The following is an 18,312-nucleotide window of genomic DNA, read 5'->3' as shown; positions in this document are numbered from 1 at the left end:
TACTGAGCATAATTCTTTTCCTTATATTCATTTTCAGAAACAAATAATTTATCTCTTTAATCATACTTTCTAAGTGATCCTCTTTTTAAAATTGTATTTATTGTTTCATTCATTGAAATTTCTCCAAAAAATTTAATTTAATCTTATAACTATCTCTAAACCATACTTACACAGCAATTCTACATCAAGTTCCTCTTCAAATTCTAATAACTGACTTAATATTATGTTTCCTTCAGTCTTATAACTTAATATTTTTCCTTTAGCTTCATCTTTAAAATCACTCCAAGTCCATAGATGAGCTGTACCTTCTATTGCTTTAATTTCATATATATATTTATTAGCAATTAGAATGTATTGAGACAATAATAATTTTCTATTTTCATTATCATAAATATATTCTGTTGAATATGTCTTTATATGTTCTCTTTCTTCTTTATCTAAATTTAAATAATTAATATATATTTCTTTAAATCTTCCCATTTAGATACTCCATTAATATAATCTTTATAAGCATTATACCATTTTAATATAAAAATTTTTATATAAGTGATCAAAATAGTATCTATAGATAAAAAAATATAATATGTAATTTTAAGGAGCTGTCTTTATGTGACAACTCCTTAAAAATCTATTCTACATCATAAATTTTATAGTACTTATTCTTTAAGTAATCTATAAAGTACTTAGGATTAAGTTCTTCTCCAGTTATGTTTTTTATAAGTTCTTCTGGAGTATAAATTGCTCCATGAACATGGACTTTTTCATTTAACCACTTAGTTATTTCAGTAAGATCTCCATTCTTTACGCCTTCCATAACTGTTGATTTTTCTTTTAATAAAGTATTAAGCATTTGAGCTCCATATAGGTTTCCTAGAGCGTAGCTTGGGAAGTATCCAAAGGAACCATCTGACCAATGCATATCCTGAAGAATACCTTCTGCATCATTCTTAGGTTCTACACCTAGATATTCCTTATACTTTTTATTCCATAAATCTTTTAATTCATTTACAGATATTCTACCATTAATTAATTCCTTCTCTATTTCATATCTAATTATAATATGAAGCCCATAAGTTAATTCATCAGCTTCTGTTCTTATTAGTGATGTTTCAACATAATTCATAGCTTCATAGAATTCTTCTAAAGTAACATCTTTAAAATCTTCAAAGTATTCCTTTGCTACAGGTAAAAGATATGAGCAAAACTCCTTACTTCTTCCTAGTATATTTTCATAGAATCTTGATTGTGATTCATGAATAGCCATTGATGCTCCTTGTTGTAGTCCTGTAGATTCTAAATCATCACTAATATTTTGTTCATATATACCATGACCACCTTCATGGATTGTGCTAAATAAAGCTGAAGTAAATTCATCTTCATGGTAATTAGTTGTTAATCTTACATCCTTATTACCAAAGTTAGTTGTAAATGGATGAACACTTACATCTAATCTTCCAGCTTCCTTATCAAATCCTATTTTATCTAAAATAAATAGAGAAAGATCCTTTTGTTTATTCGCATCAAAATGACCATATAAGAAATCACGATTTAACTTCTTTTTACTTCCCTTAACCTTATCTAATACTTCGATTATTCCATCTCTTAATTCAGAAAATATCTTATCTAGCTTTTCTGTAGTAAGACCTAATTCATACTTATCTAATAAAGTATCATACTTGTCATTTTTATATCCCCAGTAATTAATAAATTCCTTTTGATATTCAACTACTTGTTCTAGATAAGGCTTAAATATTTCAAAATCATTTGCATCCTTAGCTTTTTCCCAAGCTAATTCAGAATTACTGCATAGTCCTACATAAGCTACATATTTATCATGAGGTATCTTTTTAGTTTCGTTATAGCTTCTTTCAAGCTCTTCAACCATTCTTTTATCTACTAGACTCATCTCATTTACTAAAGGCTTTAGATCAGTTATAAATTCTCCTACCTTATCACTAGTAATCATCTTAAAACTTTCTCCAGATAAGTACTCTACAACCTTAGACCTAGATTCACCAGCTTTACTTGGCATATTAGTTCTCATATCCCAATAAACTAAACTTAATGCTTGTATCAATTTTTCATAATCATTTAAGTAATCTTTTAATTCTTTTAACTTTTTATTTAATTCCATAACTATCCTCCTAATATAAGTTTTTCTAATTATAATATACTACAAAATAGAAATAAAAATAAGTTTATTTTAATCACTTAATTATATTTATAAAAAGGAATATGACTTAAGCCATATTCCTTTATAAATGTATTTTTAATTTAAAATTTCTATTTTAGCGAAATCTTTATCTAATTTGCTTCATTTATTGAATCATATAATGCGTCTTCATCAATATATTTATCTATATTATTATAATCAAATGAAGCAGGGTCAAAATTAAATAGAATTAGATATAGATCATTTTCATTAGCAAATTTCCAGCTACTTTTTTCTTTAATAAGATTTACTTTTATTGTTCTATCACTAAGGTCACTATTTTTAACAGTATCTGTCATTATCTTCATGACAAGTTCTTCATTTTCCTCATCAGTAGTATTAACCCCTGCTAGAACCTGTTCCACTCCAACACGAGCTATTTCAGTCATAGATGTTACTAAAGTTGTTTCAAGATCAAATCCATGAATATCTAAAGTTACAACTGCCTCATCACCATTTATATCTTCAGAAGTTATTTCATATTCTAGCCTTTGTGCTTGCTTTAATAATTCATTAGTAAATTCTACTTCGCCTTCACCTTCTCCTGCTGACATAGCTTTTAGCATTATAGAAACTAATTTGTCATCAGCATCCTTAATTTCATCAATTTCGCTTTTTACAAAATCAGATGGTGAAGCATTATTACTACATCCATATAATACTCCAATAGATAAAGCAAGCATTAAGCAAAGTGATACTTTCTTTAATAATTTCATTTTAATTACCCCCACAGTCTAATCAACAACATTTTACTATAATTGTAAATTTAAGTCAAAGAGAATATTACTTTTTTGAATTCTATAAGATTAGTTACTTTTTTATTTCTATAATCTATTAAATTATTCTTTTATGCTGATAATGTTGTATTAAAAATATAAATAGTTTATAATTTATGTATTACATTTTGGAGGAATTATTATGAAAGCACTATTATTTTTAATTAATATACATCATCATAGCTAGAGAGACTTCATCTATTTAGATGCAAGTCTATTTTAAGTAGGCTTGCTTCTCTAGGCTGTGATTAGTGCAATCATATTTGCTAAGCCCTGTAGAATCTGCCTACAGGGCTTTTTGTTATTCTTAATTTAAGGTTTCAAATATAAGTTTATGGTGCTTTAAAGCAATTAAGTTTAATAAACAAATTAAAATATAGCAACTATTTTATATAAAATTATAAGGGAGAGATAAAAATGAAAAAAACAATAATTAAACCAACTATTTTACCAGGATTTATGGAGTTATTACCTAAGGAACAAAGAATTTTTAATGATATTGTAAATAAAGTAACCAAAGTATATGAAGATAATGGTTGTTTACCAATTGATACACCTATAATAGAAAAGTCAGAGGTTTTACTTGCAAAAACTGCAGGAGAAACTGAGAAACAAGTATATTCTTTTAATAAGGGTTCAAAAAATCTATCCTTAAGATTTGATTTAACAGTTCCCTTTTCAAGATATACAGCTCAATATTTTAATGAGTTAACCTTTCCTTTCAAAAGATATCAAATTGGGAAAGTATATAGAGGCGAAAGAAATCAAAAAGGAAGATATAGAGAGTTTTATCAATTTGATGTAGATATCATAGGGAAAGATAAGTTAAGTATTAGCAATGATGCTTTGGTAATAAGTTTAGCTTCAAAAGCTTTTAAATCTATAGGATTAACGAATTATAAATTTCAAATTAGTAATAGAAAAATACTTTCTGGGTTACTAGAATATCTTAAGGTAGACTCTGCTGCTAATGAAGTAATGATATTAATAGATAAGTTTGATAAAATTGGAGAAGAAATCTTTAAAGAAGAGTTAGATAAAATCCTAGATAAAGAAAAATCCGACTTAATAAGTAAAGTTATTAATATTAGTGGATCTAAAGAAGAGGTAATTAAATCATTAGAGTTATTAAATATAAAAAATGATAAATTTAATTTAGGAATTAAAGAATTAAAAAATGTCTCAAAGACTTTAGAATTACTAGGAGTACAAGAAAATGAATTCTTAGTTAACCTTAAAATCATACGAGGATTAGACTACTATACTGGAACAGTTTTTGAAACCTTACTAGTTAATAATGAAGGTTATGGCTCTATTTGTTCAGGTGGAAGATATGATAATTTAGCTGAAAACTATACTAATAATATTTTGCCTGGAGTTGGAATTTCTATTGGATTAACTAGACTATTCTTTGTTCTAAAGGAAATAGGATTTGTAGATAACTATCAACTACCTTCAAAGATAGAATATTTAATTATACCTGTATCTGAAATTAATAGTTATATCTATGAAGTATATAATAAACTTATATCTTTAGGAAAAACTGTAGAAATATACTTTGAAGAAGATAAATTAAAAAAGAAGATGAATTATGCAAATAAATTCTCTATACCTAATACTATTATTATCGGAGAAGAGGAAGAAATTAACAGAACAATAAATTTAAAGGATATGAACACTGGTCTTCAAAGAATTTTAAAATTAGATGATATGAATATATAGAATATACTGATGAATTGGCAGAATTTAATCTATGTTGATGAGTCATTTAAAAGGAAGTCTATAGATTGTAAATGTAATCTATATACTTCCTTTTTTATTTATGAACCCTTATTTATTATATTGTGGTTCTTGTTGTTTTACAAAATCAAGTCTTGACTGTAGTGATTGCTCAACACCAGACATTGTATTTGCAAGTTGATTAAACATTTGCTTTGCTTCTTGATTATCTGTATCTAAAGAAAATGTCTTCATATCAGCAGCTAAACCTTTTGCACTAGCTAATGCTGTTTCTATTTTAGTTCCTGTTGGCATAATAAAACCTCCTCTACAAATTTCTTTTGCAACTATATTTTTGTACAATCCATATATAAATATTCTTAAAATTTAAAAGAAAAATATCCCTTTATTAATTTATAGTCATCAAAGTTATTGTATTAGCTCCTTATACTCATTAATAATTATTTCTATTAAGTAATGAATTAAAATTAGACATAAAGGTTAAAGTAATATAGTAAGGAATTTTATTAATAAAAAAGGAGAAATTTATATGACAGCTATTTCAAAGGTAAAGCAAACATTAGCTACCTTAAAAGGTGCTGAAGCTACATTAGATATGTATTACCTACAAGAACAAAATAAAGAATCTAAAAATATATACAAGGAAGCTTCTATGGAGCTAGATAAAATAAAAGTAGACTTAGAACAAAGAATTGGATTTATGGAGTTTGAAGAACCACAATATAAGGGCAACTAAGTGAGGTGAAATATGGATACTTGGTTAATAGTTTTATTTAAATCAATGATTCTATTTTTTATAGCAATTATAATAACAAGATATATGAAGAGAAAAACATTAGTTAGAGCTACACCATTTGATTTTATTTCTTATAGTGTAGTTGCAGTTTTAATTCCATTAATTTCTTTAGGTATTATAAGTAATTTCTATTTTGGAATCATTACATTATTAATTTGGGCAATAATGCCCCTTGTGCTAGATTTTGCATCTATGAAAAGTAAGACTATTTATAATTTACTACATGGTAAAGAAAGAGTTTTAATTAAAAATGGTAAAATCATGGAAGATAACTTATCTAAAGAAAGAATTACAGGGCAAGAGTTTTTACAAATAATGCGCTCTAAAAATGCTTTTAATTTAGCAGATGTAGAATTTTCTCTATTAGAAACTAATGGTGATATAAATGTTAGTTTAAAAGCTGATAAGAAACCTGTAACCTCATATGATTTAGGTAAGAAGGTTCCTCAGAAATCTGAACCACAAGCTGTAATTTTAGATGGAAACATATTGAATGAAGGTCTTACTAATGCAGGATTAAACATAGGTTGGCTTAATACACAACTCGAGACTCAAGGAGTTCCTTTAGAAAGTGTTTTCCTAGGTCAAGTAGATTCTTCAGGAGATTTATACTTAGATCTCTTTGATGATATGATTCAAGTTCCAAAAGCTCAAGTTAAGGATATGCTGTATGCAAGTCTTTTAAAGTGTCAGTCTGATTTAATGTCCTACTCCTTAGATACAGATAACGAAGAAGCTAAAAATATGTATTCTAAAAATGCTAAAAAATTAGAGGAATTAATAAATAAATTAGAACCCTATTTATTACGTTAGAAGGTGAAATTATATGTCAAATATGAAAAAGAAAAAAATGACTTCTGCTCAGCAACAATATGATGATTTAGTTAAAGCTATTGAGCCTAAAAGACCAATTTTAAAAAACTGTATAAGAGCCTTCTTAGTCGGCGGAGGAATTTGCACTATAGGCCAAATATTTAATTGGCTTTATATAAATTATTTAAACTTTGATGAAAAGACAGCTATGACCCCTACTTTAATAACACTAATATTCTTTTCAGTGTTATTTACAGGACTTGGAGTTTATGATCACTTAAGTCAGTGGGCTGGCTGTGGAACTGCTGTACCAATTACAGGTTTTGCAAATTCAATAGCTTCAAAATCAATAGAACATAAAAGTGAAGGCTTTGTTCTAGGTGTAGCGGGCAATATGTTTGGTTTAGCTGGAGCCATAGTTGTATATGGTATAGTTGCGGCCTTTGTTGTGGCTACAATAAAAATGACTATAGTCTGGTTAGGGGGTATGTAAATGCTAAAAGGACATCAATCATGGATTTTTGAATCAAAACCAACAATAATATCTTCTGCTGCTGTTGGTGGCCCCTTCGAGGGAAATGGTGCTTTATCTAATGACTTTGATATAATCACTGAAGATTTATGGCTTGGTCAGGATAGCTATGAAAAAGCTGAAAAAGTTATGTTAGAACATGCTTGTAATAGAGCTATAGAAAAAGCTAATTTACAAAAAGAAGATATAAATTTCTTCTTTAGTGGAGACTTAATGAATCAAATTATAACTAGTAGCTTTGCTGCAAGAACTTTAGCCATTCCCTATCTCGGAATATTTGGTGCATGTTCAAGCTCTATGGAGGGTTTAGCTTTAGCTGCACAACTTATAGAAAGCAAGGCTGCAAAATATGTATTAACTTCAGCCAGTAGTCATAATGCTGCAGCAGAAAAACAATTTAGATATCCTACAGATTATGGAGTTCAAAGACCACCTACAGCTCAATGGACTGTTACAGGTGCAGGTGCCGCAGTCCTAGCAGAAAGTGGTAATGGACCAAAAGTAACATCTGCAACTATAGGTAGAGTTGTAGATATGGGAATATCTGATCCCTATAATGTAGGTGCTGCTATGGCACCAGCTGCTGTAGATACTATTGAAGCTCATTTTAGAGATTTAGGTATAGATGCCACACACTATGACTTAATTGCTACTGGAGACTTAGCAAAGGTTGGTCATGAAATTGCTAATGCATTATTTAAAAAACATAAAATTAATATGCCTGAAGACATTTTTACAGATTGCGGTTTATTAATATATAGTAAGGATCAACCAAGCTTTTGTGGAGGAAGTGGTTGTGCTTGCTCTGCTACAGTTACATATGGACACTTACTTAATCGTATGAGAAAAGGAGAACTTAAAAAGATATTAGTTGTAGCAACTGGTGCTCTAATGTCTCCTATCTCCTTCCAGCAAAAAGAAAGTATCCCTTGCGTAGCTCATGCTGTTTCTATAGAAATGTAAAAGGGTGTGATATTATGGAAAAGTTTATTTTTGCCTTTATTGTAGGCGGTATTATTTGCGTTATTGGTCAACTTATAATGGATATCTTAAAAGTAACTCCAGCTCATACTACTTGTACTTTAGTTGTAATTGGAGCAATTTTAGGTGGATTTGGATTATATGATCCTTTAGTAAAGCTAGCAGGTGCAGGTGCTTTTGTGCCTATTAGTAGTTTTGGGAATACACTAGTAACTGCTGCTATTACAGAAGCTGAGCAAACTGGATTTATAGGAATATTTTCGGGGATACTAAAGACTGTAAGTGGTGGTGTTTCAGCTGCTGTAGTATTTGGATTCTTTGCTGCAATTATCTTTAAGCCTAAAGGTTAAAAATGGAGCTGTCTTTGACAGCTCCAAATTGCTAAAGAATATATAAATAAGAAACTCGTATTACCTACTTCTTATAAACTACTACATTTTTATATTTCTATTTTATCTTCTATGTATTTTCCTTTTAATTTTGATTCTAATGCTAAATATGTAATAGAAATCAAGATAATTATACATCCTAGAATCTTATTTAGATTTAAAACTTCTTTAAAAATAACTACTCCACTTATAACACTAGTAACAGGTTCAAATAAAGAAAATATAGCAGCTGATGTAGACCCTATAATCGAAACCCCTATTTGGAAGGAAACTATTCCTACTATAGATGCTAATAGTGAACATATTATAATTATTATATAAGCTTTAAGTGGTAAGTTGAATTTTATATATCCTCCAAAGAAATTACCAATAAACATTTGTAATGAAGCAAATGTAACTATGTAAAAAGTTAACTTGTAGTGATTAATCTTAACTAACCCTTTTTTATCAATCCATAATACATAAAATGCATAAGTTACCCCTGATATTAAGGCCATTAATGCTCCTACAATATTTCCACTACTGTTTGTATCCATAAAAAACATTACTCCAAAGAATGCTATTACTAAGGATAATACCTTTCCAATTCCTAACGTTTCTTTAAAAATAAATTTACATGCTAATGCAATAAACATTGGATACATAAAATGTAATGTAGTTGCAGCTCCTATACCTATATAAGAATATGAACTATACAACAATCCTATTGTTAAAGCAACTCCTATTAAACTTAAAATAAATATATTACTTGCCTCTCTCTTTTCTATTTTCAAAGGAATCTTTTTAATCTTTAATATTAAAAATAAAAATGGTATTGCAAATAAACTTCTAAAAAAAGTCATAGACAATGCATTGTTTCCCAAGTCATATGTAATATTAGCTAAAGCTGGTGTGAATCCAAAAATCACTGCAGAAAGAATAGTAAATAAAACACCTTTAATCTTCATATTATCGCCTTCAATCATAAAATGTATTTTTTATTAAATATGTATAAAATGTAGCAAATAATATTTTAACATAAATTTAGATTAATTTAATAACCTTTAATAAAAAAACTAGACTAAGTCTAGTTTTAAAATACAAATATATCACACTTTATAAAATTCATAAGATATCACAATATAATTAATTGTTATTTTCATAAAGTTATACTTATACCATGAAGTATAATTGAACTCAATAGAACTCTAAGATAGTATTACAAAGGTCTTATACCAGGCTTATCCTTCTATAAAATTAGATACACAATCCTATACAGTCACTTCAAATATAATTTATACTTATTTAAAACAAACATATCTAAATTATCATTAAAATAATAATATAAGATCTATTAAGCTATTAGTATAAATAATCAGATCATCATAAATTAAAGGTTTAGTTGTTTTAATTATTCCATCTAAATTAAACTGAATATCCTTTATATACTTAAGAAGATAAATCTTACTATTAGTATATCCTAAAGCAAATTTATCATTTTCTAATCCATCTATAATTGTATCTACTATTGATTTGGCTTTTAAAGTTTTACTATTTATATCATCAAGAAAATTCTCACTAAACTCCATTTTAAATACTATCTTTTCCCTCATTATTGTTGTGATATCTCTTAGATTATATATTTCATCATTTAAATCAACGTAATTTTTCTTACCTATTATTTTTTCTATTAATTTTCTATCCAATATACCCTCCACATAATACTTAATACCTTAATTTTAATACTATTGATATTTATTTTCAACCAAATAATATTTATACAATAGTATAGTCTTTTATTATCTTATATTTCCCATTTATTAATTAAGATTATTTAACTTTTATTTAAACTAAATATAAATAAACCATCAACAACACATTACTGTATTGTTAATGGTTTATGATAATTTTAAGTTAGTACTATGCTATAACTTCTTTTTTATTTACTTTTTTACCTACGTTAATTGCAATAGATGCAACTAAACAAGTAAGTATAGCTGCTAGTAATATAGACATTTTCACTATATTTAATACATCATCATTACCTGCGAATGCTATTTCTGATACAAATATTGACATAGTAAAACCTATTCCTGCAAGCATTCCAACACACATTATATCGTACCATTTAACATCCCTAGGTTTTTCTATAACCTTAAATTTAGATAAAACAGATGTAAATAATAATATACCTAAAGGCTTTCCTACTACTAGTCCAATTATTATACCTAAAGAAACTTTTAATGCTCCTTCTGGAATTGATGAAATGTTCATATTTATTGCAGTATTAGAAAATGCAAATAAAGGAAGAATAATTAAATTAGCATAAGGTGCTAATACATGTTCAATTCTAATCAATGTACATTGAAGAGTATCCTTATCACACTTACTAATTGGTAATGTAATAGCTAGTAAAACACCACTTATAGTTGCATGTATTCCACTTGCATAGATGCAAAGCCATAAAATAAATCCTAATATAAAATAAGGAGTAAGTCTTTCTTTTTTATCAATCTTTCTTAATGATAGTAATAGTATAAAGGTTATAGCTCCTAAAGCTAATGGGATTAATTTTACTCCTGATGAATAAAATATTCCTATAACTGCAATAGAAATTAAATCATCTACAACAGCTAACGTTAATAAAAATACCTTTAATGATTTACTAAGCTTGTTCTTAAATATCATAAATGCTCCAATAGCAAATGCTATATCTGTTGATATTGGTACACCTACTCCACCAGCATATGGTGTATTTCTATTAAGAATAAAAAATATAATAGCAGGGATAGTTACTCCACCAATAGCTGCAATAACAGGAAAAGAAGCTCTTTTAACATCTGATAAATGTCCTCTTATAACTTCCATTTTAATTTCACAACCAACAACTAAGAAGAAAATTGCCATTAAAAAGTCATTTATAAACTTATGCAAATTAAATCCTGGTAATATCTCTATATGATGAAATATGTTCTCATATAAACTCTTTAATGGACTATTTGCAATTATTAATGCTAAAACAGTTGCTATTAATAATAATAAACCTGGTAAAGCCTCTGATTTTGAAAGTTTTTTTAAATCAATAAAATTAGTTCTTTTTTCGTTAGTAAAATCCATTCTGTCCTCCATCTGTCAAAAAATATTAAATTTTCTATATTTAAAAACACATAATTATACCTTTTGGAAAAATACATTAATGTATACTTCCAAAAGGTATATCCTTGCGCAAGTTCTATTATAACAACTATATATTACTTTACAATAAAAGTTATTTTTTTAACTATTTTTTATTTATATTAAAAAAAAATCACGAATAAAAAGAAATTATCCCTTTTAAACACCCTGAAATATTACTTTTAATAGTATAATTGTATTTTAAAGTAATAATTTTGGTAATAAAATGGCTATATCATTTTATCTATTGTTAAGTTTATTTCATTAGTATAGTTACCTTTAAATAGATTATTATTAAACTACTATTATGTTAACTTTATTATTATAAATAAAATACACTTCTATTTAATAAGTTAATAATAATTATTTAAAGAGATTTAGTTAACAATAGTTAAATAGTGTTTATTAAATCTATCTTAAAAATAAGCTCTTATTATTTCATAATTTCTTTTTTAAAAAACCACTTTTAAATTAAAATAGTATTCATCTTTATTATTACTTATATATTCTTATAAATAATAAAATTATATATAAAAATAAGGATTCAAATTTGAATCCTTATTTTCTTATATACTATTATCATAAATTATATTGATACTAGTCCTCTCATTTGTTTAATTAAAAAATCTTCACAAATTTACTTAATTAGAAAAAATAATTTTATTTTCTCTTTAAAAGAAGGCCTATTCCAGCAACGCTAAATAATAAACCAAATAATACTGACGCATTAAATTCAGAACCAGTCTTCGGTAACTCTTCAGATTCCTTTATATTAGATGAATCATCAGTTTTATTATTATTATTAGAGTTATCATCATCAGTATTAGAATTGTTATTGGTTTCTTTTAACTTAGCATTTTCAATAGCTTTTGATATCTTTTCACAAATATCATCTACTATTTCTTGAGTTACATCCTCAGAGTTATATATTCCTTGTGCTTTTTCTAAAAGCTCTTTAATACCTTCCACACTTTCTGGAATATATTTATCTATATTAGTTACTATATTTTCTAGTTCTTTAATTTTAGCTTCGAGATTTGTTTTATCTACAGGTTCACCTTGGTCTGGATTATCTTCTTTTAACTCGGTATTTTCAATAGCTTTTGATATTTTTTCACAGATATCATCTACAATCTCTTGAACTACATCTTCAGAGTTATATATTTCATTTGCTTCTTCTAAAAGCTTTCTAATACCTTCCACACTTTCTGGAATATATTTATCGATATTAGTTAGTATATTTTCTAGATCTTTAATTTTATCCTCAAGATTTGATTTGTCCACTGTTTCACCTGGATCTGGATTATCTTCTTTTAACTTGGCATTATCAATAGCTTTTGATATCTCTTCACAGATATAATCTACATTTTCTTGAGTTGCATCTTCTGAGTTATATACTACTTGTGCTTTTTCTAAAAGCTTTCTTATGCCTTCTACAGTTTCAGGAATATACTTATCAATATTTTTTACTAAATTTTCAAGATCTTTAATTTTAGCTTCTAGATCTGCCTTGTCCACTGTTTCACCTGGATCTGGATTATCTTCTTTTAACTTGGCATTATCAATAGCTTTCGATATCTCTTCACATATATCATCTACATTTTCTTGAATTGCATCTTCTGAGTTATATATTCCTTGTGCTTTTTCTAAAAGCTCTCTTATGCCTTCTACAGTTTCAGGAATATACTTATCAATATTATTTACTATAATTTCAAGCTCTTTAATTTTAACATTAAGATTTGTTTTATCAACTGTTTCACCTGGTCCTTGATTATCTTCTTTTAAAATAACAGTCTGTCTTGCTTTTATAGCTTTTGGATTATTGATATTATCATTTAACTTCAATTCTCCAAATAAATTATAGACTCCAGTTGTGTTTCCATCAAAATCATTTATGTCCCATATAACTGGAACTAATAATTCTAATAATAAATCTCCAACTTTTATACTTACATTACTCATTTTATCTAAATCTAGTGAATCTATATTTGCTGGGACTATAGCTTCTTTTACTTCATGATCCTGTACCGCTATTATTTCAGATTCTTCATTTATAATTTTACCTACAATTTCAAGTTCGTTTATTCCAACTCCCTTACCAACTGCAACTGAATTCAATTCTTCAAATACAAAACGTACGTATCTTGCTGAAACTTCACTTTCTAGTATTATAGTATCAATTGGATGAGCTTCACTTCCATGTTCCTTGCTTTTCTCTGCAACTGTTACCCACTCTTCCATATCTGAAGATATTTGAACCTTGTATTTTGTTGGAAATACTAAATTAAAATATGAGATAATAAATTCTTTTATAATAGCTGGCTTCTCACCTAAATCTACTATTATCCATGCATCTTTATCTGCATTTTCACCCTTTATAAAATTAGAGTCCCATTTTGTTAATTTATCTCCATCATTTATATAATCCTTTAAACCATTAGATGTTCCTGATACCTCTACATTTTTATTAAGTGCAATATTAAAATCCTCTGTTATCTTTACCTCTAAAGCATTAACTGATTTTTTTAGATTTTCTATTCCTTGGTTGATTTGATCTTGTGTAACTTCCTTATTATCTAATAGAAGCTCTGCTTCTTTAAGAGCATTATTTAGATTATTTACACTAGTATTAGTATAGTTACTTAAATCTTTCTCTTTTACTTCATTAATTAAAGAATTTAAAATACTATAATCAACTGCTATTTCCTCTATATATCTACCCATAATCATTAACTCAGTTATACCTACCCCATTACCAGCTGCTCCAGTATTAAGTTCTTTAAAGAATAGCCTTAAATATCTAGCACTTATTGGAGTTTCAAAGTCAATTGAATCAATTGGATACGTTGGACCATTATGAGGTTTTTGTACTTGTTTAACAGTTTCCCAGCTTTCATTATCTTGAGAAATTTGAATATCACAATCAGTTGGATAAATTTTATTAAAATACTTAACAATTAATTGCGTAATTTCATTTTTATCTTCACCTAAATCAATTGTTACCCATGCATTTTTAGAAGCATCATTTCCTTTAATAAAATTACTATCCCATTTTGTTTTGTCGTCTCCATCATTTACAAAATCTTTATTTCCATCACTGGTTCCTGATACTGTTACTGGCTTTCTTAAAGCAATATTAGTTATTTCGTCCTGTGGACCTTCTCCAATTATATTATCTACATTTACTCCAATATCATCGCTTGTATTTTCTCCATATTTAAACATTAATTCATATATTGAAGGAGTTTCACCAGCTTCCCACTCTAATCGAACTGATAGAATATCTTCATATTTTGAAGTATCTGCATCTATAATAGTACTATTTAAATTTGATACATTTACATAACCATTCTTTGTATTTATTTTCATAACTCCATTTGATGGTTCTTGTAAAAGTAAAATTCTATCAACATTTGTATTTTCACTAAATATATACTCTATATAATCAGTTTTACTTACAGGATCTTTTTGAGTAAATACCGTTGAAATATCTCTATCAATTACTTTACTAACAGTTCCTTTTAAACTGCTATTTAAATCACTTAATATTTCATTTTCAACAGATTTATTAATTTCTATCTCATGTAATTTTAAATAATATCCTGAATTTCCTGTTATATAAATCCTTAAATATCTTGCTTCTTTACCTTCCCCATTTGCTGTTACATAACGATATGGCACTTCAAAAACACTATTATCATTTATAACTTTGCCAATACTTGTCCATTCTTTATTATCTTTTGAAATTTGAATTTCAGCATTATATAATCTAGGATTTCCATCAGATGTAGTAACTTTTACATCATAAATATTACTCGTATTTCCTAAATCAAAAGTAATATAATCACCAATAGCTTGACTTTCATTAGTCCATACAAATGTAGAATAATCATTATCAAATAGATTATTATAACTTCCTTCTTGCAATCCATTAGTTAAGTTTGTTTCCATCATATTAGGATTTACTTTTAAGTTAGTAATAGACATACCAAATTCATTTATATTTAAAGTAATAATAGAATTAGATTTATTAATTAACCTAATATATTTTAAATTTACAGTATCATCTTTAAACTGATTCCAAGTACTTCCGTTAATTGAATACTCAACAGTTAATCCTTCTTTAGAAACTTTATTAACTAAATTAGAAACCTTACTAATATCAGTTAATTTTATTCCTACATATTCATTAGGCTTTAAAATTATATTATTTAAATTATAAATACTATTTCTACTTCCATTAATAGTTATTGGAGTTTCTTTCAAAAGTTCAACATTTGTATATATACGTGGTTGCTTTGGCTCTTCCTTATTAATAGTGAATTCACGAATATAAGTCCAATAAGGCTTTGTTTTATCTTTAATTAAACGTAATCTTACATATCTAGCTTCAAAGTTTAAATCTTCTAAATCAATTCTTACTTCATTGTTATAAGTATTAATTTCTGTCCAATTAGCTCCATCAGTTGAATATTCTAAAACAGCCTCATGAAAATAATCATGATGAGTATCATTCATCGCTTGTAAAATATGAATATTCTTTACTGATATAGTTTTTCCCATATCAACACCAATGTAGTCCTCTTCTGCTTGATTTACAATAAATGATGCACTAGTCCCTTCGTCACCATCAAATATCTTTGCTGTATTAGCATTATCAACTTGTTCTACTCCACCCATAACTGCATATATACTTGGAGTAAAACTATCATCTTCTATATCAAATACAGATACTATATCATTTTTTACAGACTTAACTACTTTAGAAATAAATGGAGTTAAGCGTTTACTTCCTGCTTCTGCATATACATCAGGTAAACTTTCTGTTGTTAGATAAGTATACTTACTTTCAAAAGATTTAGTTGCCATCCTAAATGAGTCCCAAGCTTCAGTTTTATTGTTATTTAATATGGCAATCTTACTTGTTAAGATTTCTTTACCTGCTGTTGCCACATCCTTTAAGGATTTAAGCCATGGATCTAATTCTTTTATCAATCCATCATTAGTGCAATTATTTCTCATTTCTTCTATAGAAAATAACATGTTTTCAAACTCTTCAATTAGTTCTAGAACTTCCGTATCCTCTGCAGTTAATGTTCCTTTTTGAATCTTATTAGCTACATTATCTAGTTTAGTTTTTAAATACTCAGATTCATTAAATCCTGGAACACGTGATGATCTTGGAGCATTTGCAATATTTCTTGCTATTGTTAAATAGGCTTCCTTTACTTCTGGTTCTAAATATTTAAAGGAATCCTCCCAAACTTTCTGTGAATTACTTAAATAATAATTATTATTCCAATTTAAAGCAGCAAGTTGAAATAAAGCAACTTTATTAGACTCTGCAAATCTAGAAGGATTAGATACAAATCCAGCCATTCCATTTACATTATCTCTTGCATAATAAGAAATATCTCCTAAATAAATACCTGCTTTAGAATGCTCATTTACTGGATAGTTTAGCCAAAACATTGGTTTGTGATTTGTCTTTTCTTGTAGGAAATCAACTGTTTCTTGAGTAATTGGAGAATTCACATCATCCCCTGTCCAATATAAATCAATTGTTTGATTTAATCCCTTTAATGCCCTAAGCTCTTCACCATTTCCTGACCATGCTTTATTATATCCTTGTGGACAATAAGCCATCCTATAACAACCATTCTTTTGTATAAATTCATTATCTAAACGATTTAGTAATGCAACTACATCTCCATTAGATCCACTACCAAAATCATCATTTAAAATATCGAATTTACGTACTCCAACATCATATAACTGTTGGAATTTTGATATTAGTTTTTCATATCTTTTTTCATATTCAACTTTATTAGAAGTATCTAATCCACTAAAAAATCCTGAAATATGAACTGACCATCCATAACGAACCTTTGTTTTTTCACCTAAATTCACAAGCTCCTCAATTTTAGACAATTCATCTTCTGGATATAACACATCCCATTTACTAGTATGATAAGGATCTGTCTTAGAAGCATATATAAATGAGTTCATTTTGTAATCTTTCGCAAAATTCATCAAGCTTTCACGTTCTTCATAGTTCCATCCTCCATAAAAACCCTCAATAAATCCACGAACTGGTACACTAGCATAATCTTCAATTTTAGCATTTAATAGTTTCATATTATTAAATGATGATAATAACATCTTTAATGTTGCTACTCCATAAAATGTACTATCAGTATCTTTACCCAATATAACAATTGCTTCTTCCCTAACATCCATTAGATAAGAATCTGGATTCTCAAATAGAGTTTCATTACTTATTGTTATATTGCTTTTTACATACTCGTCAACTATATCCTTCGAATTATTTACACCTAAACATAAGTTTGTTATGTTCTCACTCAACTTATTATTTATAGTATAGTTAATCTCAAATTCTGTTAACACTTCTTCAATATATAGTTTAGTAGCCTCATCAACCCCATCTTCCAAAACTAAATTTATCCCATTATTCAAATCAAATGAAGTTTTATCTTCATCATACTCAATACTTTGAGGTATTGGATAAATTAAATACTCGTCAGATTTATCAGACGTTCCATTACTAACGTTTTCATTTTCTGTAGCATGTGCTTTTAAAACCGTTGGTTGAAGACAAATTCCTAATACGATGGTTATACTTAAAGTCAATGATATTAGCCTATTTTTGCAATCATATAGCCTCTTCCCCATAAATTCAAATTCTCCTCTCTTAATACATTGATAAATGAAACTATCATTTTTAAGCATAACATAACGCCGCCCAAAATTCCATATTATGTAAAATTATTGCTAATAATACACAACATCTCTATTAGGATATAATACTTCACAGAAACTTGAATAGACTTTAATTTTATTAAAGGTTGGATAGTTTATCTTCTATCCAACCTTTATTTTTTAAGATTACTAGTTTTTAT

General features: G+C 27.4%; 14 protein-coding genes. 6 read left to right on the top strand and 8 right to left on the bottom strand.

The window, feature by feature from the left end; all coding sequences use genetic code 11:
• Window positions 1-132 precede the first annotated feature (132 nt).
• The 3 genes from E5347_RS04735 to E5347_RS04725 form a co-directional block, all read right to left on the bottom strand.
• Window positions 133-480 (bottom strand): hypothetical protein, encoded by a 348-nt coding sequence (locus E5347_RS04735; RefSeq protein WP_136005116.1) that lies wholly within the window; start codon window positions 478-480, stop codon window positions 133-135.
• A 148-nt stretch (window positions 481-628) separates the two neighbouring features.
• Window positions 629-2,134: a carboxypeptidase M32 gene (locus E5347_RS04730; protein WP_136005114.1), complete on the bottom strand. Its 1,506-nt coding sequence runs from the start codon at window positions 2,132-2,134 to the stop codon at window positions 629-631.
• Between the two features lie 170 nt (window positions 2,135-2,304).
• The gene (locus tag E5347_RS04725) at window positions 2,305-2,928 is read right to left on the bottom strand and encodes a hypothetical protein (protein ID WP_136005112.1); all 624 of its coding nucleotides are present in this window, start codon (window positions 2,926-2,928) and stop codon (window positions 2,305-2,307) included.
• A 477-nt stretch (window positions 2,929-3,405) separates the two neighbouring features.
• Here E5347_RS04725 and hisS point away from each other — a divergent pair, with 477 nt between their 5' ends.
• Window positions 3,406-4,710, top strand: a complete 1,305-nt coding sequence (gene hisS, locus E5347_RS04720) for a histidine--tRNA ligase (protein ID WP_136005111.1) — start codon at window positions 3,406-3,408, stop codon at window positions 4,708-4,710.
• Window positions 4,711-4,818: 108 nt separating this feature from the next.
• On the opposite strand, the gene E5347_RS04715 is transcribed toward hisS, so the two are convergent.
• Window positions 4,819-5,022: a DUF1657 domain-containing protein gene (locus E5347_RS04715; RefSeq protein ID WP_136005109.1), complete on the bottom strand. Its 204-nt coding sequence runs from the start codon at window positions 5,020-5,022 to the stop codon at window positions 4,819-4,821.
• Between the two features lie 235 nt (window positions 5,023-5,257).
• Here E5347_RS04715 and E5347_RS04710 point away from each other — a divergent pair, with 235 nt between their 5' ends.
• From E5347_RS04710 to spoVAE, 5 genes are read left to right on the top strand one after another with little or no spacing between them, the layout of a single operon-like run.
• Complete coding sequence (locus tag E5347_RS04710; RefSeq protein ID WP_136005107.1) at window positions 5,258-5,464, top strand: DUF1657 domain-containing protein; 207 nt, start codon at window positions 5,258-5,260, stop codon at window positions 5,462-5,464.
• Between the two features lie 12 nt (window positions 5,465-5,476).
• Window positions 5,477-6,337: a DUF421 domain-containing protein gene (locus E5347_RS04705; RefSeq protein WP_136005106.1), complete on the top strand. Its 861-nt coding sequence runs from the start codon at window positions 5,477-5,479 to the stop codon at window positions 6,335-6,337.
• Window positions 6,338-6,350: 13 nt separating this feature from the next.
• Window positions 6,351-6,830, top strand: a complete 480-nt coding sequence (gene spoVAC, locus E5347_RS04700) for a stage V sporulation protein AC (protein WP_136005104.1) — start codon at window positions 6,351-6,353, stop codon at window positions 6,828-6,830.
• Window positions 6,831-7,832, top strand: a complete 1,002-nt coding sequence (gene spoVAD, locus E5347_RS04695; protein WP_136005103.1) for a stage V sporulation protein AD — start codon at window positions 6,831-6,833, stop codon at window positions 7,830-7,832. It abuts the gene before it with no gap.
• A 14-nt stretch (window positions 7,833-7,846) separates the two neighbouring features.
• A complete protein-coding gene (gene spoVAE, locus E5347_RS04690) occupies window positions 7,847-8,200 on the top strand; it encodes a stage V sporulation protein AE (RefSeq protein ID WP_136005101.1) in 354 nt (117 codons plus the stop codon).
• 89 nt (window positions 8,201-8,289) lie between these two features.
• On the opposite strand, the gene E5347_RS04685 is transcribed toward spoVAE, so the two are convergent.
• The 4 genes from E5347_RS04685 to E5347_RS04670 form a co-directional block, all read right to left on the bottom strand.
• The gene (locus E5347_RS04685) at window positions 8,290-9,186 is read right to left on the bottom strand and encodes a DMT family transporter (RefSeq protein WP_136005100.1); all 897 of its coding nucleotides are present in this window, start codon (window positions 9,184-9,186) and stop codon (window positions 8,290-8,292) included.
• 363 nt (window positions 9,187-9,549) lie between these two features.
• Window positions 9,550-9,924 (bottom strand): hypothetical protein, encoded by a 375-nt coding sequence (locus tag E5347_RS04680; protein ID WP_136005098.1) that lies wholly within the window; start codon window positions 9,922-9,924, stop codon window positions 9,550-9,552.
• Window positions 9,925-10,138: 214 nt separating this feature from the next.
• The gene (nhaA, locus tag E5347_RS04675) at window positions 10,139-11,335 is read right to left on the bottom strand and encodes a Na+/H+ antiporter NhaA (RefSeq protein WP_136005097.1); all 1,197 of its coding nucleotides are present in this window, start codon (window positions 11,333-11,335) and stop codon (window positions 10,139-10,141) included.
• A 717-nt stretch (window positions 11,336-12,052) separates the two neighbouring features.
• Entirely contained in the window at window positions 12,053-18,085 is a 6,033-nt protein-coding gene (locus E5347_RS04670) for a beta-N-acetylglucosaminidase domain-containing protein (protein WP_168354902.1), read from the bottom strand.
• Window positions 18,086-18,312 lie beyond the last annotated feature (227 nt).

The organism is Clostridium sartagoforme (assembly GCF_004794105.1).
GTDB lineage: Bacteria > Bacillota > Clostridia > Clostridiales > Clostridiaceae > Clostridium > Clostridium sartagoforme_B.
Note: the sequence above shows the minus strand (reverse complement) of the source record. Positions and strands in the feature narration are given on the sequence as shown.